Below are 20,842 nucleotides of genomic sequence, written 5' to 3' on the forward strand. Positions count from 1 at the left end.
GGGGCTTCTGCCGTTCCCGAGGGGACGAGACAGCCATAGGATGCTGGTAGAGGTGAGAAAAATGAAGTTAACACCGGGCAGCAAGTGGAGCAAACACCTGATTGCAGCGCAAAGCCCGGAACTGAGACGTTATTTGCCGGAGACGAAGCTGTATTCCAAGACGGCGCTCGCCAAACTGGTCGAACGCCACGGCGTGGTCTTTGTCAAGCCGGTCTACGGTGGCGGCGGATATCGCATTTTTCGGGTCAAAAAGCTGGTTGGGCAATACGAAGTCAAGCTGGAGCATCAGAAGCGGATCTTGAGCTCGCTGGAAGCGGTGCATGCGTGGATCGAAAAGGTGCGCAAAGGCAAACGCTTTTTGGTGCAGCAAGGCGTGCCGCTGGCGAAGTGGCGGGGGCGTCCTGTCGACCTGCGGACGATCGTGCAGAAGACCGAGACGGGCGGCTGGGAAGTCACCCGGCTGTTTGCCAAAGCGGCAGGCAAGGACCTTGCCGTCACCAACATGGTCATCGGCGGCACCGCGTCGACCATACGCGAGTATCTGCTGGGCATCGGCTACACATCGAAAAGCGCCAAAGCGGCGATCCGGCGCTTGAAAGCGATGTCGCTGCAGATCGCCCGCCACTACGGGCGGGGGTATGCGAACGCGATCTACGGGCTGGACATCGGAATGGACCGAAACGGCAAGTTCTGGCTGATCGAAGCGAACACGGCACCGCAGCTGAGCATTTTCAAAGCGGGCAAGCTGACCCCGGAGGAGCAAAGGTCGCTGAAGCTGTGGAAGCTATATGCGAATGTGAACAAAGCGGCCGAACAGCACCGGGGCAGTTGGCGGCGCAGCAAATAAAGGGAGGGTGCTAGTTGAGAAGCCTCCCTTTTTTTGTGCGTTCATATAGAGCGAGAAACTGCCGAGCGGTTATTTCCCAGGAAAAGTGGCGTTCGACCCAGTTCCGGCCCGATCTGCCAAGTTGTGCGGCTCGATCCGGGTCGGCCAGCAGGCGGTTGATTTCAACAGCAAAAGCGGCCGGGTTGGTAAACTCTTCAACGAGGCGTCCGCTGACATCCTGTGCGACCGATTCGGTCAGTCCCCAGCGCCCGCTCGCAACGACGGGGAGCGCAGCGGCAGACGCTTCGAGATTGACAAGGCCAAACGCTTCCGGGAGCTGGGACGGACAGACAAACACGTCGGCCGCTGCGTAGTAGTTGGGCAACTCTGACTGCGGAAGGAAGCCAAAGAAGTGAACCGGCAACTCGGCCGCTTTTTCCCGGATTAAGTTGTGAAAAGGGTGCTCAGCGTTGCGGGGACTGCCGCCGATGATCCAGAGCACGCTGTGCGGGTGGGCGGCGTGGACGATGCGAAAGGCGTCGAGGAGCTCGGCGATCCCTTTGCGCGGTGTGAAGCGGCCGGCGGTGAGCACGATTTGTTGCTCGGGTGTGATCTGGTGCTTGGCGCGGACTTCGGCGCGCAGAGCTGCGCCTGTTGCACGGAAGCGCGAAGGAAATTGGGCCAGGTCGATGCCGGGATGGATGACGTGGACTTTTTCTTCCGGCAGAAACGGGTAGCGGACCAGCAGGTCGCCTTGCAGGAAGCGGCTGTTGACGACCAGCGCGTCGAGGTGATGGAATGCTTTGCGGAGGATCAGTTTGGGCAGCTCTTGAATCAGGACGTTGGAATGCAAGTTGAGCACGAGCGGGACTCGGGGGAAGGTTTTTTTGATTTTCGGGAGAAACGGGATGCGGTTCTCGATGTGGATGATGCTTGGCTCTGCGGGGTGTTTTTTCACATCGCGCAGCACATGGCGCAGGTAGGACAAGGGGTCTGATGCAGAGACGGCGTCCGTTTTGCCGTAGAGCAGGATGGGTTCGGTGCGGGAGAGTTCGCGTGCGAGATGCCAGAGATAGATCTCCACAGAGGTGCAGGGAGCCGGAGGAAAAGGGAACGTGCCAGGGGCGATGCAGCAGATGGTCATCGGGCAGAACCTCCCTCGTATACATGGATGTTGCAGTATACGAGGGAGATGCCCGTGTTGCGATTGATGCGCTGATTAGGAACCGGTGCTCTGATATTTGGTGATGCTGAAGTTCCACATGCGCACGGCCAGCAGGATCAGGATCACGGCGACGACCGGCGCGAACCAGGTCAGGAAGCCAAACGGCACCTGGTCTTGTTTGCCGAGGAACAGCAGGGACGGGTAGTAGTTCATAAAAGCGAACGGCAGGATGATCGTGACGATCCCGCGCAATACGTTGTTGAACATGTCGAGCGGATATTGCTGCACAACGCCCCACGAGAAGAGCGAGGCGGCGTTGACGATCGCCCGCGAGCGGGTGGTGAAGAAGGAGGTGCAGGCGAGAATCAGCGTCATCGTCGCTTCGACGATCGCCGAAGACAACGCGATCAGGCCGAACCAGAGGAACATCCACCAGCTCCAGTCGAGATTCAAGTTCTGGTAGCTCAGTGTCAGCATCGTCAAGGCGAGCAGCACGTCGCCGACGCCGAGGTAATGCACTTCGCGGCCGAGGAACTGAACCAGCGGGTTGGCAGGACGGGTCAGCAGCTGGTCGAACGTGCCTTCGACGATAAACTGCTCCAGCATGTTGATGTGCCGGAAGAAGATCGCGCGAATGCCGTGGCCGAGCAGCCAGAGGTTGTACAAAAAGACGATCTCCCAGAACAGCCAGCCGTGCAGATTCTCAAAGCGGCTGAGCAGCACCCACGAGGTGGCCAGCGTCCCGGCGTTCAAGATAAACACGCCGGCGATGCCCATCAGGAAGTCGGCCCGGTATTCGAGGCGGGCGAGGACGGCGGCACGAAGCAGCGCCATGTAAACGGTCATATTTTCGCGCATGTTCTCACCCTCCCTGTACGACCAGATGGCGGTGGATGCGCGTCCAGATGAAGCGGGCGAGCAGGAACAAGCCGAAAATCCACGCCGTTTGGATCACAAGATTTTGCCAGATCTCCGCCCCGGTGAACACGCCGGTGAAAATGCCAAGCGGGGTGTAGAAGACCGATTGGAATGGCAGCGCATACAAGAGCGGCTGCAAGACATCCGGGTACATCCACAGCGGAATGATCTGCCCAGAAGCAAAGCGCACCAGCGCGAAATAGGTAAACATGAAGCCGAGCAGATCGAGCGTTTTAAAGGAGATCAGGCCAAAGAGAAAGTTGCAGAAAAAGAGAATCACCCACGCCTGCAGCAAGGCGAGCGCAAACGCCAGCGCCTGCACCGGACTGGGCAGCATCAGGTCGAACAGAAAATAAGCGGCGACCAGCGGCGGGAGCAGGAAGAAGCAGACGCGGGTCACCATCAGGCCGAAGTTGCGCGCCATCATGTGCAGCATGAAATCGACCGGCTTCATCAGGTCGGACGTGATCATGCCCATCCGCACCTGGGTCTGGATGTACGTGTGTACGCCTTCGTCGATCGACAGCACGGAGCCGATCAGCATCCCGAGCACCGCATAGGTGATCATCTGGTTGAGCGTCATCACGCCAAACGAACCGGGCGTCTGCTCAAACAGCACGCGCCACAAGGTGGCGACGACATACAACTGCAGAAACAGGCCAAGCATCTCCATCCAGAAGTTCAGGCGATAGGCCGACTGCTGGAAGAAAAGCTGCCGGCTAAACGTCCAAAACAGCGACATGCGGCTCCTCCTTCTTCCGCCCGTTCATCCCGGTCTCGTAGATCTCGCGGACGATCGATTCGATCTCCGGCTCTTCGACGGTCAGGTCGCGGATGGTGTGTACCTGCGCGACTTTCATCATCACGTCGGACGCGCTCAGCACATCGCGGTTGTAGGACAGCCAGACGCGTGCTCCTTCTTCGCGCAGCACGCGGGTGCCGGGGATGTTCAGCGAGTACGGCGCATCGTCGAGCTCGACGATCAAGGTGCGCTCGGAGCCAAACTGGGATTTCAGATGGTCGATCGAGCCGTCGTAGAGGATCTTGCCGTCGTCGATGATCGCCATGCGCTTGCACAGCTTCTCGATGTCGGTCATGTCGTGTGTGGTGAGCAGCACGGTCACGCCGCGGTCGCGGTTGATCTCGCGGATAAAAGTGCGCAGGCGCTCTTTGGCGAGCACGTCGACGCCGATAGTCGGCTCGTCCAAAAAGAGAATCTGCGGGTTGTGCAGCATCGCCGCTGCCAGGTCAGCACGCATGCGCTGGCCGAGCGAGAGTTGGCGCACCGGAGTGTTTTCAAACTCGTTTAGTTCGAGCAGTTCGCGGAAGGTGTTCAGGTTTTTCGTGTACAAGCTGTCCGGAATTTTGTAGATCGTCTTGAGGACTTTGTAGCTTTCGATGACGGGGATGTCCCACCAGAGCTGCGTTTTTTGTCCAAAGACGACGCCGATGTTCTGCGCGTGTTCACTGCGCTGTTTCCACGGGATGAGACCTGCGATCGAAATATCGCCGGACGTCGGGACGAGGATCCCGGTCATCATTTTGATCGACGTGGATTTGCCCGCGCCGTTCGGGCCGATGTAGCCGAGCATTTCGCCTTCCTGGACTTCGAAGGTGATGTCGTCGACGGCGGTATGTGTCAGGTAGTTGGTATTCCACAGGTTGCGGACTCCGGAAAGGAAGCCGGTTTTGGGAATCAAGCGTTTAAATTCTTTTCGCAAATTGCGAACTTCGATCAATGCCACAGTTCATTCGCCTCCATTCCAACATGATAGCACAGTCTGGCTTGCCGCGTATGTGAGAAAGCTCGCGAAAAAGACCCGATCTTCTTGTGGGGAGAAGAGCGGGCCTTTTCGGTTAGAGCGCAGGAGGTGTCTGGATTGCGGTGGGAAGCAATCCGTCTGTCCCGAGCCCTTCAATCAGTGTCTGGGCGAGATGGGCGAGCGGGGGCAAGAGCTCCGAGGAGGAAATCGCCGTTTTGAGTCCTGCTGTCTGCGGCAGGTCGGCAAATGCCTGCAGCATCAGCGCGACAAAGGCCAGTTCGAACAGCACGAGGATGCCGCCGAGCAGCACGCCGCCAATCCGGTTGAGCGGGGCAGGCACGAAGTCCTGCGCCTTTTTCACCAGGAGTTTCAAGAGCAGACTGAACACTGTGAACAGCACGCCAAGCACGAGGATCAGGCCGAGCACCATGCTCATCCATTCGGTGTACGGGAGGGCGATCGCGTCCAGCAGTGGGTGGCTGGCGGCGTATTCGACCATCTGATCCCGATAGGCGGCCGGGACGCCTGCCGCTTCTAAAATCGGGCGCAGCTGCTCCGGCGGCACTTGGGTGTTGTGCAGCGATTCGGGAATCTGGCCGCCGATCATCGTCCGGACGAATTGTCCGACGCCAAGCCACGCACCCGCGAGTTGCCCGACCGGGGCAGCGAACCGGGCCGCGAGGAAGAGGGCGGCGAGATAGGCGATGATGCGGGAGGTCCCGCTTACCAGTCCGCGTGCAAAGCCAGCCCACAGGCCAAGCAGCAGCAGGACCAAAAACAACAGGTCGATCAGCGACATGGACGATTTCTCTCCTTGATCAGGTGTAAGGTTGTGGCAACTGTGTGGGTTGCTATAGAGTACGTGACGTCCGGAATTTTTTCGTCGGGCGGTTTGGCGATTTTTAGGAAGTTCGCAGCGTTTCGGCCAAGCCGGCGCCGGGGGTGACGTACAACGTCTTCTGGTTGTCGTACAGCACGAAGCCCGGCTTGGCGCCGTTTGGCTTCCAAACGTGTTTGATCAAGGTGTAGTCGACCGGCACTTGGCTTGATTCACGGCCTTTGCTGAAATAGGCGGCCAACTGCGCCGCTTCGAGCAGCGTGCTCTCCGGGACTTCTTTGGCGCGGATGACGACGTGGCTGCCCGGGATGTCCTTGGTGTGCAGCCAGGTGTCGGTGTTGTGGGCGAACTTCATCGTCAGGTATTCGTTTTGCTTGTTGTTTTTGCCGACGAACAGCTCGATGCCGTCGGAGGACAGATAGCGCTCCGGCTTGATCGGGGCTTCTTTTTTCTTGGGCGGCTTCTTGCCTTTGGGCAGCGGCTTTTGCTTGATTTTCAAGTAGCCTTCCGCTTGCAGCTCTTCGCGGATCTCTTCGATATCGCTCCAGGTGGCGGTGGAAAGCTGCTGCAGGACGTTTTCCAAATAGATCACTTCCGCCTGCGCTTCTGCGATCTGCTGGTGGAGGATCGGAATTGATTTCTTGACTTTGTTGTATTTCTTAAAGCAGCTCTGGGCGTTTTCGTTCGCCGAGAGGGCCGGGTCGAGCGGGATGATCAGATCGCCGAGGTTCTCATCGTAGAAGTTCTGGACGGTGACATTTTCCATGCCGCGCTCGATCTGGTAAAGGTTGGCGGTGATCAGCTCGCCGTAGATGCGGTATTGCTCCGCTTCGGACGCTTCGGCGATCATCGTCTCGAATTTGGCGATTTTGTTGGTGTTCTTCTGCAGTTCGTTGGTGAGCAGGCGCTCCAGATCCTGTGAGCGCTGGCGCAGAGCGTCCCGCCATGCTTTTTCGGAATAAAAGCGTTCGATGGCAGCGCTGATCGTGGCAAACGTCGTCGGCTCGCCTTCGACATGGGTGAGGGCGACACAGGAGAAGGCCTTGGGGCGGTCTTCGTGGTAGATGATCGTCGGCTGGTAGCGGTGTGCGCGGCAGTCGTCGATGATGCCGGCAAATGCTTGCCACTCTTCATCGAGTGTGGGGGTATCGGTGCCGAGGCGGTGTTTGATCTCTTTGGCCAGAAGCGGCGAGATCCCGGTGAAGCTGCCAACTAAAAATTTGTCAAAGGCGAGGTCGGCCTGCTCGTCGCGCAGGGCTTGGAAGCGGCCGAGCGAGACGTCAAACGGGTTCTCTTTGCCTTGCTCAGGCGGCTCGACGTATGTACGGCCGGGCAGCACTTCGCGGTGACGGGAGGTGCCGTAGTTGACGTGGACGAGGGAGTCGAGGATGCGGTTCTCCGCCGGGTCGAGCAGGATGACGTTGGAGTGCCGCCCCATGATCTCCACGACGAGAATGCGTTCGGTCAGGTCGCCGAGCTCATCGCGGTTCTCGATGGCGATGTGCAAAATGCGCTCATTGCCTTGCTGTTCGATGCGGGTGATGCGGCCGCCTTCGCAGTGTTTGCGCAGGAGCATGCAGAACATCGGCGGTTCGGAAGGGTTGTGGCCTTTGTAGTCCTGCACGAGATGCGCGCGCGGGAAAGAGGCGTTCGCGGTCAGGAGCAGCTTGTAGTTCTGGCCGCCGCGGCGGATGTGCAGCAGCAGATCGCGGTCGAGCGGCTGGTAAATTTTATCGACACGGCCGGTCAAAAGCAGTTCGGACAATTCGTGTGCAACAGCTTGTAAGACGATGCCGTCAAATGCCATGTTAGATCACCTCTATATAAGAAAAGGCACTTCCGCCAAGGGGAACGTGCCAGTGTTTACGCCATTATACTTGGGATTTGGCGGCATGGCAATGGGTGCTATACTGAAAGAACCAGTGTTGGAAGAGAAAGGGGCAGCGGGATGATTTTAGGAAGCGCGACAGTTGAGGGAACGAAAGAATGGGCAGAGCGTTATCGGGAACTGAAGTACCAGGAGCTGGGGGAGACGGGGCTGTTGGTCAGTCAGGCCGGATTTGGCTGTTACCGGGTCGATGTCAGTGTGGAAGAACATCGGCAGGCCTTGCGGGCAGCGCTGCGGGCCGGGGTGAATGTGATCGACACCAGCGCCAACTATTCGGACGGGAGTTCGGAGGAACTGGTCGGCGCGGTGCTGGAAGAGATAATCGCGGAAGGCGAGTTGCAGCGCGGGCAGGTCGTGGTCGTGTCGAAAGCCGGGTATCTGCAGGGGCAGAACTACCGGCTGAGCCAGGAGCGCAAGGCGGAAGGCCGTTCGTTTCCGGATCTGGTGCTGTACGGACCGGGGCTGGAGCACTGCATCCATCCGGAATTTTTGGAAGATCAGCTGACGCGGAGTTTGGCGCGGCTGCGGATGGAACGGCTCGACGTGTATCTGCTGCACAACCCGGAGTATTTTTTGATGGCTGCGAAAAAAGATGGGGCGCCGCCGGAAGCTGCCCGGCAGGAGTATGAGCGGCGGCTGGAGCTGGCGTTCCGGCATTTGGAACGGGAAGTGGAGCAGGGTCGGATCGGGTGTTACGGGATCTCGTCAAACACGTTTCCGGCGAGTAGGGACGATGTGACGTTTACTTCGCTGGAAGCGGTGCTTTCGATTGCGGAAAAAGTGTCCCCGGCGCATCATTTTCGGGTGATCCAACTGCCGCTGAACCTCATCGAGACGGGCGGGATGACAGAAGCGAATCAGTCCGAAGGGAAAAGTGTGCTGGAGCTGGCGGATGAGCGAAAGATCGGAGTGTTGATCAATCGGCCGCTGAATGCGATCGTCGGCGGACGTTTGGTACGGCTGGCCGATGGGGAAGCGGAACCTGTGGACGTTTCGAAAGTGGAAACGAGACTGGACCGGCTGGTGGGAATGGAGCGTGTTTTAAAAGGGACTCTTTTGGCAGATGTGCTGGAAGAGCCGAAAGAGCGGGAGGAGACGGCAGACAAGCTCTCGGCCGGAAGTCTGTTGCAGGAGCACTGGCAGAGCTTTTCGTCGGCGGAGCATTGGCGGGAGGTGCAAGGGCAGTTTTTGGTGCCGACGGTGCAGGCCGGGATCAAAAGGCTGCTCGGCAGCGAGCAGTTGACGGCGGCGCTGACCGAGTGGGTGGAGGCGTATGTGGAGGAGGTCAACCGCGTGCTGCCGGAAGTGACGGCTTATTATCAGTGGAAGGACGCACAAGAGGTTGCCGGGATCAAGCAGCGTGCGGCAGCGGCTGCAGACGACTGGGCCGGGGCGGGCAGTTTGAGCCGCCTCGCACTGCGGGCGCTCCGCTCGACCCAAGGGATAACGACCGTCCTTGTCGGGATGCGCAAAACGGCGTATGTCGAGGATGTGATGGCGGAGTTGCAGGAAAAGGTGGAGGTAAAAGTACGCAAAGCGGCGTGGGAGAAGCTCTAAGAATATCAAAAAGGCTGTGACGCCAGGCGTCGACAGCCTTTTTATTGTGGTGATCGATCGATGTGACTGGAAATGAGAAGAGTGTTGCGGGGTGTCAGCGGCGTTTCTGGCGATTCATCGCGCGCAGCACTTGATTGAAGTTGGTCTCCTGATCTTCTTCGGATTGGCGAATCGTATCGTAGACCTGATTGAAGCGTACTTCCAGATGCTGTTCGTTCTGCTCAAACCGTTCTTTCATAAAAGACATGATCTTTTCCTCGCCAACCTCAAGGTGATCGAGACGCAGCTTCATTTCTTCGAAGCCATCTTCTAAGCGTTCGAGACGCTGGTCCTGCTGGTCGAAACGGTCTTGGACCTTTTGAAAGCCCGCGCGCATTTCCTGCTGCAAGCCCTCCCATTTTTCGTCCATTTCAAAGAACCGCCGGTCAAACGCTTCAAACCGCCGGTCAAACGCATCAAGCCGTTTGTCAATGCCTCGAAAACGCTCGTCGATCTGCCCGATCAGCTGGGTCTGCATCTGGGCGAAGAGGTAGAGAAGCCTTTCTTCCGTGATCATGCGGCATCGCTCCTTTCTATTAAAAATTCGCCTCGGATTCAGTATATACGAGACCTCCTGTGTAAAGGTAGCCCCGGGACTTTTTTTAATCGTTTTGAAGGCCGTTCAATGCCGGAGGGGACTTGTCATGCTTGGTCTACCTGCTCTGGGTCAAGCATAGACATGTTCTCAGGACAACGATGTGGAAAAAGGGGTGGCACCTGGTGCAGAAGAATCATTGGCATACGATGGACGTACATGACGTACTCCAGATGCTCTCCGTACCGCCGGACGGCCTGACGAACGCAGAGGCCGAAAAACGGCGTGAACAATTCGGGGAGAACAGACTGAACGAAGCAGAACAAAAATCATGGCTGACCTTGTTCCTGAACCAGTTCCGTGATTTTATGGTGTTGGTGCTGCTCGCTGCAACTTTGGTTTCCGGTCTGCTTGGCGAACACGCAGACGCGATCACCATTATTGCGATCATCATCGTCAACGGGGTTCTGGGCTTCTACCAGGAACTCCGTGCGGAAAAATCGCTCGCTTCGCTGAAGCAGCTGACCGCACCGACCGCCCACGCGCTGCGCGACGGGCAAAAGATCAGCATTGCGGCGTCCGACCTCGTGCCGGGCGATGTCATCTTCCTCGAGAGCGGCGACCGCGTTCCGGCCGACGTCCGCATCCTCGAATGCGCCGGCCTCGAAGCGGAAGAATCCGCCCTGACCGGCGAATCGCTCCCGGTGCAAAAGATGATCGCTGCGATCGGCGACAGCAACGCCACGCTTGGCGACCGCAAAAACATGGCCTACATGGGCACGATGATCACCCGCGGCAAAGCGAAGGCGATCGTCACCTCCACCGGCATGCAGACCGAGATGGGCCTGATCGCCGACCTGATCCAAACGGCCGAAGAGACGGAGACCCCGCTTCAGCGCCGCCTCGACCAGCTCGGCAAAATTCTTGTCTACGTAGCGCTGGGCATCACCGCCGTCGTCGTGCTCGCCGGCATCCTGCACGGCAATGACATCTACACGATGTTCCTCGCCGGCGTTTCGCTTGCCGTCGCCGCGATTCCGGAAGGTCTGCCCGCGATCGTCACCGTTGCGCTGGCTCTTGGCGTCCAGCGCATGATCAAGCGCAAAGCGATCGTCCGCAAGCTTCCGTCGGTGGAAACGCTTGGCGCGGCCACCGTCATCTGCTCCGACAAGACGGGAACTTTGACGCAAAACAAAATGACCGTCCAGCGCGTCTGGATCGGCGGTCAATTCTATGAAGTAACCGGCACCGGCTATGATCCGTCAGGCGAGTTCCGCTTCTCGGACAAAAAAATCGACCCGATCCGCCGCCCGGACCTGATGCGCCTCTTGGAAATCTCCGTGCTCTGCAACAATGCCGTGCTGTTCCAAGACAAGCAGAAAAAGCACATCGAGTGGGCGGTGCAAGGCGATCCGACCGAAGGCGCCTTGATGGTGCTCGCTGCCAAAGGCGGACTGCATGGTCCGGACATGGAAGCGCAGCAGCCGCGCCTCGATGAAATTCCGTTCGACTCGACCCGCAAGATGATGTCCGTCCTGACCCGCGACCAAAAAGGCAACCTGTTCATGCTGACCAAAGGCGGCCCGGACGTGCTGCTCGAACGCTGCGGCTACATGCTGATCGACGGCAAAGTCACGCCGCTGACCGGGTCGCTGCGCAAAGGCATCATGCAGGCCAACTACGCGATGGGCGCAGAAGCGCTGCGCTGCCTGGCCGTCGCTTACCGCCCGCTGCGCAATGAAGGACAGTTCAAAGAGCAGGACTCGGAGCGCGATCTGGTCTTTGTTGGTCTGACCGGCATGATCGACCCGCCGCGCGCCGAAGTGTACGACGCGATCTCCCGCACGAAAAAAGCGGGCATCAAAACGATCATGATCACCGGCGACCATCAGGTGACCGCCGAAGCGATCGCCCGCCAGCTCGGCATCCTGCCGTCGGGCGGTTTGACAGTCAACGGACACGATCTCTATAATATGTCTGATGAAGAACTGCAAGCGCGCGTCGATGACATTTTTGTCTACGCCCGCGTTTCACCGGAACACAAGCTCCGCATCGTCAAAGCCCTGCAAGCGCGCGGCCACGTGGTCGCGATGACCGGGGACGGCGTCAACGACGCGCCGGCGATCAAAGCGGCCGACATCGGCATCTCGATGGGCCAGGGCGGTACCGACGTGGCGAAAGACGCGTCTTCGCTGATCCTGTCCGACGACAACTTTGCCACCATCGTCGCGGCGATCGAAGAAGGGCGCGGCATCTATGACAACATCCGCAAGTTCGTCCGTTACCTGCTCGCCTCCAACGTCGGCGAGATCGTGACGATGTTCCTCGCGATGATGATGGGCATGCCGCTGCCGCTCGTGCCGATCCAGATCCTCTGGGTCAACCTCGTCACCGACGGTCTGCCGGCGATTGCGCTTGGCGTCGACCAGGCGGAGAAAGACATCATGCACAAACCGCCGCGCAACGTGCGCGAATCGATTTTCGCCCGCGGCCTGGGCTTTAAGATTCTCTCCCGCGGGATTCTGATCGGGGTGGCGACGCTCGCCGTGTTCTGGTTCACCTTGCAGATGGAACCGGATAACCTGATCAAAGCGCAGTCGATGGCGTTTACGACGCTCGTCATGGCGCAGCTGATCCACGTGTTTGACTGCCGCAGCGTCGAAGGCGGCATCTTCTCACGCAACATCTTTGAAAACAAATGGCTGATCGCATCGGTCATCTCCTCGGTCGTGCTCCTGCTCGGCGTCATGTACATCGAAGCGTTCCAGCCGGTGTTCCGCACCGTTCCGCTGGGCCTCGTCGACTGGGTGATCGTGCTGGTGGCGGCTGCCATCCCGACGTTTGCCCTCGCGGCGCGCCGGGTGACCCGCAAGAGCACCGCACGCCTTGGCTTCTCCGGTGCAAGGAGGAAATAGAGACAAATGAAGTTCACCAAAATGCATGGTCTCGGCAACGACTTTGTCGTCGTTGCCGAGTTTTCTTCCGTTCCGGAAGAAATATCACTGCTCGCTCAAAAGGTCTGTGACCGCCATTTCGGCATCGGCGCCGACGGGCTGGTCCTCGTGATGCCGAATGCGGGCGAGGCCGATTTTACAATGCGGATCTTCAACGCCGACGGCACCGAAGCCGAACAATGCGGCAATGCGGTGCGCTGTGTGGCCAAATACGTATTTGACAAAGGCCTGACCGACAAAACGGAAGTGCTGCTCGAAACGCGCATCGGCGTGCAAAAGCTGCAATTGTTTGTGGAAGCTGGCCAAGTATCGCAAGTCACCGTCGACATGGGCGAACCGACGCTTTCCGGGACGAAGATCCCGACGACGGTCGACAAGGAGCAGGTCGTCAACCATCCGGTGGCGGTCCCGGGCGGCGAGTTTCCGTTTACCGCCGTGTCGATGGGCAACCCGCACGCTGTGATCTTTGTGGAAGATCTGCAGGGGATCGAGCTGCACCAGACCGGCCCGCAGATCGAAACGCATCCTTTGTTCCCGCGCAAGACGAACGTGGAATTTGTGCAGGTGCATAAGCCAGATGACGTGACGATGCACGTCTGGGAGCGCGGCTGCGGCGAAACGCTCGCCTGCGGATCGGGCGCCTGCGCGGTGGTCGTGGCCGGCGTTTTGACCGGCAACACGGCTCGCAAGACGACCGTTCATCTGAAAGGCGGCGACCTGCACATCGAGTGGCGGGAAGCGGACAACCGCGTTTACATGACCGGTCCGTCGGTCATCGTTTTTGAAGGCAGCTATTGATATGCTAAGGATCACTTTTGCCGAGGTCACTTTTTTCGCGGCGGGTGATCCTTTTTACTTGCATCTTGGCAAGAAATTGCGTAATATGAGCAGGAAACGCCAGAAAAACCGCGAAATCCTGTTTCTTGTTACATATTTCCGTAGTATGATAGAGGCGAAAGAAGGGAATCTCGATGCTCAAAAGCATGACGGGATATGGCCGAGCCGAAGGCTCAGACCACGGATACCGCATCCTCGTCGAGATCAAAGCGGTCAACCACCGCTATGCGGAAGTGATGGTGCGCATGCCGCGCGACTATCTGATGTTCGAAGATGGGATCAAAAAGGCCATCTTGGAGCGCGTCTCGCGAGGCAGGCTGGATTGTTACATAACCATTGAAAAGACTGAGCAGCAAGGGCGCACAGTCACCCTTGATGAAGAGCTGGCCGTCAAGATCAAGACGGCTGCCGATGCGCTCGCCCAGCGCCTCGGGATGCCGGAGCGGCTGGGAATTGCCGATCTGCTCCGGCAGCCGGACGTCATGGCGGTCACCCAGGAAGAGACCGATCCGGAGCAGTTGGGCAGCCTGTTGCTGCAGCTGGCAGCTCAGGCGACCGACGACCTGATCCAGATGCGGCAAACGGAAGGCGCCAGGCTCGCTGACGATGTCAAAGAGCGCATCAACAAGCTGCGCGGGGTCACCGAACGGGTGTCTGCGCGTTCGCCGCTTGTGGTCGCTGAATACCGCGAGCGCTTGGAGAAGCGTCTGCGGGACGCGCTCGAAGGGCAGACCTTCGTCGTCGATGAAGCGCGGCTGTTGACCGAGGTGGCGGTGTTGGCCGACCGGGCGAGCATCGTCGAAGAGCTGGTGCGGCTGAACAGCCACTGCGCGCAGTTTGACGAGATGCTCATCGCCTTGGAGCCGATCGGACGCAAGCTCGATTTTTTGGTGCAGGAAATGAACCGGGAAGTCAACACGATCGGTTCCAAAGCAAACGATCTGCAGATCGCCCAGCATGTGGTGGAGATGAAAACCCTGCTGGAACAGGTCCGCGAACAGATTCAAAACGTAGAATAACCGCCTTTCTCTGGTATCAGAAGCTGCCGTCATGGCAACAATGCAGGCAGAGAGGCTGCGAATTTAGGAGGAATGGGTCGTGAGCATTAAACTGATCAATATCGGGTTTGGGAATATCGTTTCCGCCAATCGCATCGTGTCGATCGTCTCTCCGGAGTCTGCGCCGATCAAGCGTATCATTCAAGAGGCGCGCGACCGCGGCATGCTGATCGACGCGACATATGGACGCAGAACCCGTGCCGTCATCATCACCGACAGCGATCATATCATTTTGTCGGCTGTTCAGCCGGAAACCGTGGCACACCGTCTGGTAGCGAAAGATAACAGCCAAGACGACGAAGAGTAAAACCACTACGTCCGGAGGGGTAGAAGGATGATTCAAAAAGGGTTGCTAATCGTTTTGTCAGGTCCGTCCGGAGCAGGGAAAGGGACGGTCTGCAAGGCGCTGCTTCCAAGCATGAACACGACGCATTATTCCGTATCGTGCACCACGCGCCAGCCGCGCGAAGGCGAGATGGAAGGCATCAACTACTTTTTCAAAAGCGTCGACCAGTTCCAGGAGATGGTCAAACACGATGAGCTTCTGGAATGGGCCGAAGTATATGGCAATTATTACGGCACCCCGCGCAAATACGTGGAAGACACGCTGAACGCCGGCGAAAACGTGCTGCTTGAAATCGACATCCAAGGCGCGCTGCAAGTGAAGCAGAAGTTCCCGAACGGCGTGTTTATCTTCCTGATTCCGCCGAGTCTCGATGAGTTGAAGAGCCGCATCATCGGACGCGGTTCAGAGACGGAAGAATCGTTTAACCGCCGCTTCGGCGCCGCGACCGACGAGATGAAATACATCTCCGAATACGATTATGTCGTCGTCAACGACGAAGTGGACAACGCCTGCACCAAGGTTCGCAGCATCATCACCGCGGAGCTGTGCAGCGTCTCCCGCAACTTGGAATACTATAACCGTTTGATTCAAGAGGGGGGCAAATAACATGATTTATCCTTCCATCGACAAATTGATGCATCTGGCTGACAGCAAATACTCGCTGGTCGTGGCCGCATCCAAGCGCGCCCGCCGCATCCAGGACGGCGCCGACAAACTGGTGCAAGTTCCGACCAACAAAAACGTCACCGTTGCACTGAACGAAATTTCCGATGAAAAAGTGCGTTTTGTGCGCACGAAAGACGGCATTAAGTAAAACGACGAGAAACAACCTCCTGCAGGTTGTTTCTTTTTGTAAAAATAGAGACTGACAAGGAGAGGAGACGGTCACCATGCTGAAAGGCAAAACGATCGTGCTTGGCGTGGCGGGCGGCATTGCCGCTTTCAAAGCGGCATCTCTGGCCAGCCTGCTTAGCAAAGCAGGTGCGAACGTGCATGTCATCATGACCGAATCTGCGCAAAAGTTCATCACCCCGCTCACCTTCCAGAGCCTGACCAAAAAACCGGTGCACCTCGACACGTTCACCGAGCCCGACCCGTCCGAGCTTGCTCACATCGCCCTCGCTGACAAGGCCGACCTGATCGTCGTCGCACCGACCACCGCCAACGTGATCGGCAAAGTGGCGCACGGCCTCGCCGACGACATGCTGACCACAACGATCATGGCGACGAAAGCGCCCGTCTTATTTGCGCTGGCGATGAACGTCAACATGTACGAAAATCCGATCGTGCAGGACAACGTGGAGTATCTGCGGGAAAAAGGGTATCGGTTTGCCGAACCAAACGAAGGGTACCTCGCCTGCGGGTGGACAGGCAAAGGCCGTCTGATGGAGCCGGAGGAGATCGGCGCGTGGATCGAGGCTTTTTTTGCTGAGCAGGAACAACCGCAAGATTTGACCGGCCTGCGCCTCCTGATCACCGCCGGACGCAACAACGAACCGATCGACCCGGTGCGCTTTGTCACCAACCGCTCGACCGGAAAAATGGGCTACGCGCTCGCCGAGGCAGCTGTCAAACGCGGTGCGCAAGTCACGCTGGTCACCGGACCGTCCGAACTGGCGCCGCCCGCCGGGGTCACGGCGATCAAGGTGCAGACCGGGCTGGAGATGCATGACGCCGTGATGGCGCATGTCGCAGCGCAGGATGTGATCATCGGCGCAGCAGCGGTCGCCGACTATCGCCCCAAGCTGCGCCATGAGCAGAAGCTGAAGAAAAAAGACGGCCCGCTCGTGATCGAATTTGAGCGCAACCCGGACATTTTGCTCGAAGTGGGCAAACAGAAACGCGCCGATCAAGTTCTGGTCGGCTTTGCGGCTGAGACGGAGCAGGTGCTGGAAAATGCCCGCGGCAAGCTGGAGCGCAAACACGCCGACCTGTTTGTCGCCAATGACGTGTCACAGACAGGCGCTGGATTTGGCACCGACACGAACATCGTCACGCTGGTCGACCGTGCGGGCGATACGCCGCTGCCGCTCTTGTCCAAGCGCGAAGTGGCAGACAAAATTCTCGACCGCGTGCTGGAGTTGCGAACGCGGGAAGCAGGCCCGGTCTCATGAGCTCCAAACGCTTTGCGGAAGTGATCGTCGAACTGCGCTCGGCGCAGGTTGACCGCCCCTTTCATTACGAAGTGCCCGAACACTGGCAGGAGCAGGTGCAGATCGGCACCCGCGTCCTCGTGCCGTTTGGCCCGCGTCGGCTGGAAGGCTATATCGTCGGTTTCTCGCTGGCGGCCGACGTCAGCAAAATCAAGCCGATCCTCGAAGTGCTCGACGATGAACCGCCGCTGACCCCCGATCTGGTCGACTTGGCGGGCTGGCTCTCCGAACGCTACCTCTGCACGAAAGCAGCAGCCGTCCAAGCGCTGCTGCCAAGCGGCATGCGGGCCAAAGCGAGCACCAAGCTCCGGCTGGCCGGCGATCCGCCGTTTGTGCTGCCCGCCTCCTTGGAAGCCGACCTGCTCCAGTCCCTGTACCAATCCCCGAACAAAACCAAAGAGCAACTGATCGCCGAACGTCCCGAGTGGCGTCCGATCCTTCGCGCCTGGGTGGCGGAAGGGATCTTGGAAGAATCCTACCGCGTCAAACAAGGCGCGCAGGTCAAGACGATCACCGCGCTTCAATGCTCGCTTGACAGCGCCGCCTTCCAAGCGGCGCTCGAAGAGTTAAGCCGCGCCAAAAAGCAAAAAGAAGTGCTCGCCTACCTGTTTGATCAAGGAGTTGCGGTGCCGATGAAAGACGTGCTCAGCGAACTGGGCGCTTCCTCCTCGACGGTGAAGCCCCTTTTGGAAAAAGGGTATCTGCAAAAAGTCGAGCAGGAAGTGCTTCGCGATCCGTACGGCATCGCCCACGAACAGCCGGAGCAGCCGCTGCCGCTCACCGAACTGCAGCGGTCGGCGTACGATCAGATCGCCGCAGCGGTGGATACGCAAAAGCCGGAGACCTTTTTGCTGCAAGGCGTGACCGGTTCCGGGAAAACGGAAGTTTATCTGCAGGCGATCGCTTCTTGCGTGGAGCAGGGGCGGCAGGCGATCATGCTCGTGCCGGAGATTGCGCTGACCCCGCAGATGGTCGAACGCTTCAAGAAACGCTTCGGCGACGATGTGGCGGTGATGCACTCCCGCTTGTCGGCCGGCGAAAAGTTTGACGAGTGGCGGCGCATCCGCCAAGGCGATGTGACGATCGTCGTCGGGGCGCGTTCGGCGATCTTTGCCCCGTTCCGCTCGATCGGCCTGATGATCATCGACGAAGAGCATGAAGTCTCCTACAAACAGGACGACCACCCGAAATACCTTGCCCGCGAAGTGGCGATGTACCGCGCCCGCCAGCATGGTGCGACGGTCGTGCTCGGCTCGGCAACCCCGGCGCTGGAGACGCGCTGGTGGGCGCACCAAGGGCAGATCCGCCGCATCGAGATGGGCGAGCGCGTCATGGGGCAGCGCCTGCCGAAAGTCAAAGTGATCGACATGCGCAACGAGCTGCACGAAGGCAACCGCTCGATGTTTTCCAAAGCATTAAAAAAAGGCATCGAGGAGCGTCTGGAAAAAGGGGAGCAGATCATCCTCTTTTTGAACCGCCGCGGGTTTGCCACGTTTGTGCTTTGCCGATCCTGCGGGTATGTGGCCCGCTGCCGGGAGTGTGAGATTCCGCTCACCTTCCACAAAGCACGCGGGCTGGAACAGCTGCGCTGCCACTATTGCGGATATGCGGAGCGGATGCCGGAGACCTGTCCGGACTGCAAAGGCGACCATGTGCGCCATTTCGGCACCGGCACCCAGCGGGTCGAAGAAGAGCTGCACCGCGTGTTCCCGCAGGCGGGCGTGATCCGCATGGATGTGGACACCACGTCCGGAAAAGGATCGCACGCCGAACTCTTGCAGCGCTTCCGCAACCAGGAAGCGCAGATCCTGCTCGGCACGCAGATGATCGCCAAAGGGCTGGATTTTCCGAACGTGACGCTGGTTGGCGTCATCTCGGCCGACACCTCGCTGTTCGTTCCCGATTTTCGGGCGGCCGAACGCACCTTCCAGCTCCTGACGCAGGTGGCGGGACGCGCCGGGCGGCATCTGCTGCCGGGCGAAGTGGTGGTGCAGTCTTACAATCCGCAGCATTACGCGGTGCAGTTTGCCAAGAAGCAGGAGTATGAAAACTTCTTCCAGCATGAGATCCGCGTCCGTTACGGCGTGCACAACCCGCCGTTTCGCGAGTTGACGGCGTTCACTTCGGTCAACACCGACGAAGATGCGGCGCTGCGGATCGCGCGGACGCTCGAAGACCGCCTGCGCACGCTGTTTCAGGGGCGGGACGACATCATCATCCTCGGCACCTCGCCGGCGCCGCTCTCCCGCCTGCAGGGGAAATACCGCTTCAATGTGGTGCTCAAATACATCCGCTTCAAACAGGTGGGCGATCCCATTCGCACCGTGTATCTGGAAGCGGCGCATGAAGCGCAAAAAGCGGGCGGCTATCTGTCCATCGACGTCAACGCGCAAATGATCCTCTAGGGGAAAATCTTCCCTTTCGAAACGCGGGTTGGTTTGGTAAGATGAAAGATGGTGCTTTTTCGTTTTCTTGGAAGCATTGGAAGCATTGGAAGCGTGGTAAGGAGGTAACCAACAGATGGCAATCAAAATCATCCGCAAGGAAGGAGACCCGGTGTTGCGCCAGGTCGCCAAGCCGGTCGCGGAAGTGACTTCACATATACAAAAACTGCTCACCGACCTCGCCGAAACGATGTACGACGCAGGCAACGGGATCGGGCTCGCCGCGACGCAGATCGGCATTTTGAAGCGCTGCATCGTCGTCGATGTCGGGGACGGGCTGATCGAGCTGGTCAACCCGGAAGTTCTCTCGGCAGAAGGCGAACAGGTCGGCCCGGAAGGCTGCCTGTCGATGCCGGGCAAATCGGGTGACGTATTGCGCGCCTACCGCGTTGTCGTCAAAGGGCTGAACCGCGAAGGGGAAGAAATCACCGTCACAGGCGAAGGCATGCTGGCCCGCTGCCTGCTGCATGAGATCGACCACCTTGACGGCATTTTATTTACCGACCGTCTGGTGCCTGCGGGCGCCGGCAACAAGACGGCCGGGAAGAAACGATAAAGGGCAGGTGACACAAATGCGAATTTTGTTCATGGGAACACCCGATTTTGCCGTGCCCTGTTTGGACGCGCTGATCGAAAACGGCTATGAGGTTGTCGCGGTTGTCACCCAGCCGGACCGTCCGAAAGGCCGCAAAGGCGAGTTGACGCCGCCGCCGGTGAAAGTGGCTGCACTGCGCCACAATCTGCCGGTGCTGCAGCCGGAGAAAGTCCGCGCCGAAGAAGCGCTGCAGGAGCTGGAAGCGTTTAACGCCGACCTGCTGGTCACCGCCGCGTACGGGCAGATTCTGCCCAAGCGCCTCTTGGACATGCCGCGCCTTGGCTGCATCAATGTGCACGCATCGCTGTTACCGCGCTGGCGGGGCGGAGCGCCGATTCACCGCTCGATCCTCGAAGGCGACGCCAATTCCGGTGTCACGATCATGCGCATGGTGCAGGCGCTCGACGCCGGGGACATGATCTCGCAAGTCGTCGTGCCGATCGCCGAAGCAGACACCGTGTCTTCCTTGCATGACAAGCTGGCGGCGGCAGGCTCCAAGCTGTTGATCGAAACCTTGCCGTCGATTGCGAACGGCACACATACCGAAACGCCGCAGGATGAGAGCCTGGTTACTTATTCGCCAAACCTGTCCCGCGATGATGAACGCATCGACTGGAGCCGCGACGCCCGCACCCTCTACAATCAGGTGCGCGGACTCAACGCCTGGCCGGTTGCATTTACAACCTTCTCTCATAAAGTGATGAAGATATGGCAAGCTAGGATTAATGAGGAAGAAAGCGCTCCGACTGCCGAGCCCGGCACCGTCGTCAAAACGACCGATGACAGCATCATCGTCCAGTGCGGCAAAGGCACTCTGGCGCTCCTTGAAATTCAGCCTGCGGGCAAGCGGCGCATGCTCGTCACCGAGTATTTGCGCGGCGTGAAGCCCGCCCCGGGCAGCAAGTTCGGAGATCGGGAGGAGTAAA

The 20,842-nt window shown here is 58.8% G+C and carries 19 protein-coding genes; 12 read left to right on the forward strand and 7 right to left on the reverse strand.

All coding sequences use genetic code 11. The features are described 5' to 3' along the window. Positions 1-61 precede the first annotated feature (61 nt). The gene (locus CBW65_RS16410) at positions 62-847 is read left to right on the forward strand and encodes a YheC/YheD family protein (protein ID WP_232463544.1); all 786 of its coding nucleotides are present in this window, start codon (positions 62-64) and stop codon (positions 845-847) included. Positions 848-857: 10 nt separating this feature from the next. Here CBW65_RS16410 and CBW65_RS16415 read toward each other — a convergent pair whose 3' ends face one another. The 6 genes from CBW65_RS16415 to CBW65_RS16440 form a co-directional block, all read right to left on the reverse strand. After that, complete coding sequence (locus tag CBW65_RS16415) at positions 858-1,970, reverse strand: glycosyltransferase family 4 protein (protein WP_087457726.1); 1,113 nt, start codon at positions 1,968-1,970, stop codon at positions 858-860. 75 nt (positions 1,971-2,045) lie between these two features. Then, on the reverse strand, positions 2,046-2,849 hold the full coding sequence (locus CBW65_RS16420) for an ABC transporter permease (protein WP_087457727.1): 804 nt from the start codon (positions 2,847-2,849) through the stop codon (positions 2,046-2,048). A gap of 4 nt (positions 2,850-2,853) precedes the next feature. Further along, positions 2,854-3,651: an ABC transporter permease gene (locus CBW65_RS16425; RefSeq protein ID WP_087457728.1), complete on the reverse strand. Its 798-nt coding sequence runs from the start codon at positions 3,649-3,651 to the stop codon at positions 2,854-2,856. Further along, positions 3,629-4,654, reverse strand: a complete 1,026-nt coding sequence (locus CBW65_RS16430) for an ABC transporter ATP-binding protein (protein ID WP_087457729.1) — start codon at positions 4,652-4,654, stop codon at positions 3,629-3,631. The genes CBW65_RS16425 and CBW65_RS16430 overlap by 23 nt, the downstream gene beginning before the upstream one ends. A gap of 112 nt (positions 4,655-4,766) precedes the next feature. Next, complete coding sequence (locus CBW65_RS16435; protein ID WP_157721996.1) at positions 4,767-5,453, reverse strand: CvpA family protein; 687 nt, start codon at positions 5,451-5,453, stop codon at positions 4,767-4,769. 121 nt (positions 5,454-5,574) lie between these two features. Further along, on the reverse strand, positions 5,575-7,317 hold the full coding sequence (locus tag CBW65_RS16440; RefSeq protein ID WP_087457731.1) for an Rqc2 family fibronectin-binding protein: 1,743 nt from the start codon (positions 7,315-7,317) through the stop codon (positions 5,575-5,577). 141 nt (positions 7,318-7,458) lie between these two features. On the opposite strand from CBW65_RS16440, the gene CBW65_RS16445 reads away from it, so the two are divergent. After that, entirely contained in the window at positions 7,459-8,955 is a 1,497-nt protein-coding gene (locus tag CBW65_RS16445; protein WP_087457732.1) for an aldo/keto reductase, read from the forward strand. 94 nt (positions 8,956-9,049) lie between these two features. Here the strand turns inward: CBW65_RS16445 and CBW65_RS16450 are convergent, their stop codons facing one another. Further along, positions 9,050-9,511, reverse strand: coding sequence for a hypothetical protein (locus tag CBW65_RS16450; RefSeq protein WP_087457733.1), 462 nt, complete (start codon positions 9,509-9,511; stop codon positions 9,050-9,052). Between the two features lie 203 nt (positions 9,512-9,714). On the opposite strand from CBW65_RS16450, the gene CBW65_RS16455 reads away from it, so the two are divergent. The 10 genes from CBW65_RS16455 (at position 9,715) to fmt (ending at position 20,841) form a co-directional block, all read left to right on the forward strand. Next, complete coding sequence (locus tag CBW65_RS16455) at positions 9,715-12,444, forward strand: calcium-transporting P-type ATPase, PMR1-type (RefSeq protein WP_198299639.1); 2,730 nt, start codon at positions 9,715-9,717, stop codon at positions 12,442-12,444. A 6-nt stretch (positions 12,445-12,450) separates the two neighbouring features. Continuing rightward, the gene (dapF, locus tag CBW65_RS16460) at positions 12,451-13,281 is read left to right on the forward strand and encodes a diaminopimelate epimerase (protein WP_087457734.1); all 831 of its coding nucleotides are present in this window, start codon (positions 12,451-12,453) and stop codon (positions 13,279-13,281) included. Between the two features lie 173 nt (positions 13,282-13,454). Beyond that, the gene (locus CBW65_RS16465; RefSeq protein ID WP_087457735.1) at positions 13,455-14,339 is read left to right on the forward strand and encodes a YicC/YloC family endoribonuclease; all 885 of its coding nucleotides are present in this window, start codon (positions 13,455-13,457) and stop codon (positions 14,337-14,339) included. Between the two features lie 79 nt (positions 14,340-14,418). Continuing rightward, on the forward strand, positions 14,419-14,685 hold the full coding sequence (gene remA / locus CBW65_RS16470; protein WP_087457736.1) for an extracellular matrix/biofilm regulator RemA: 267 nt from the start codon (positions 14,419-14,421) through the stop codon (positions 14,683-14,685). 27 nt (positions 14,686-14,712) lie between these two features. Beyond that, positions 14,713-15,330 (forward strand): guanylate kinase, encoded by a 618-nt coding sequence (gmk, locus tag CBW65_RS16475; protein ID WP_087457737.1) that lies wholly within the window; start codon positions 14,713-14,715, stop codon positions 15,328-15,330. 1 nt (position 15,331) lies between these two features. Next, positions 15,332-15,538: a DNA-directed RNA polymerase subunit omega gene (gene rpoZ, locus CBW65_RS16480; RefSeq protein WP_087457738.1), complete on the forward strand. Its 207-nt coding sequence runs from the start codon at positions 15,332-15,334 to the stop codon at positions 15,536-15,538. A 76-nt stretch (positions 15,539-15,614) separates the two neighbouring features. Beyond that, positions 15,615-16,838: a bifunctional phosphopantothenoylcysteine decarboxylase/phosphopantothenate--cysteine ligase CoaBC gene (coaBC, locus tag CBW65_RS16485; protein WP_087457739.1), complete on the forward strand. Its 1,224-nt coding sequence runs from the start codon at positions 15,615-15,617 to the stop codon at positions 16,836-16,838. Next, on the forward strand, positions 16,835-19,282 hold the full coding sequence (gene priA, locus CBW65_RS16490) for a primosomal protein N' (RefSeq protein ID WP_087457740.1): 2,448 nt from the start codon (positions 16,835-16,837) through the stop codon (positions 19,280-19,282). Before coaBC ends, priA begins: the two co-directional genes overlap by 4 nt. 115 nt (positions 19,283-19,397) lie before the next feature. Next, a complete protein-coding gene (gene def / locus CBW65_RS16495; protein ID WP_087457741.1) occupies positions 19,398-19,877 on the forward strand; it encodes a peptide deformylase in 480 nt (159 codons plus the stop codon). 16 nt (positions 19,878-19,893) lie between these two features. Further along, positions 19,894-20,841, forward strand: a complete 948-nt coding sequence (fmt, locus tag CBW65_RS16500; protein WP_198299640.1) for a methionyl-tRNA formyltransferase — start codon at positions 19,894-19,896, stop codon at positions 20,839-20,841. The last annotated feature ends 1 nt before the right edge of the window (position 20,842 follow it).

The organism is Tumebacillus avium (assembly GCF_002162355.1).
Classification (GTDB): domain Bacteria; phylum Bacillota; class Bacilli; order Tumebacillales; family Tumebacillaceae; genus Tumebacillus_A; species Tumebacillus_A avium.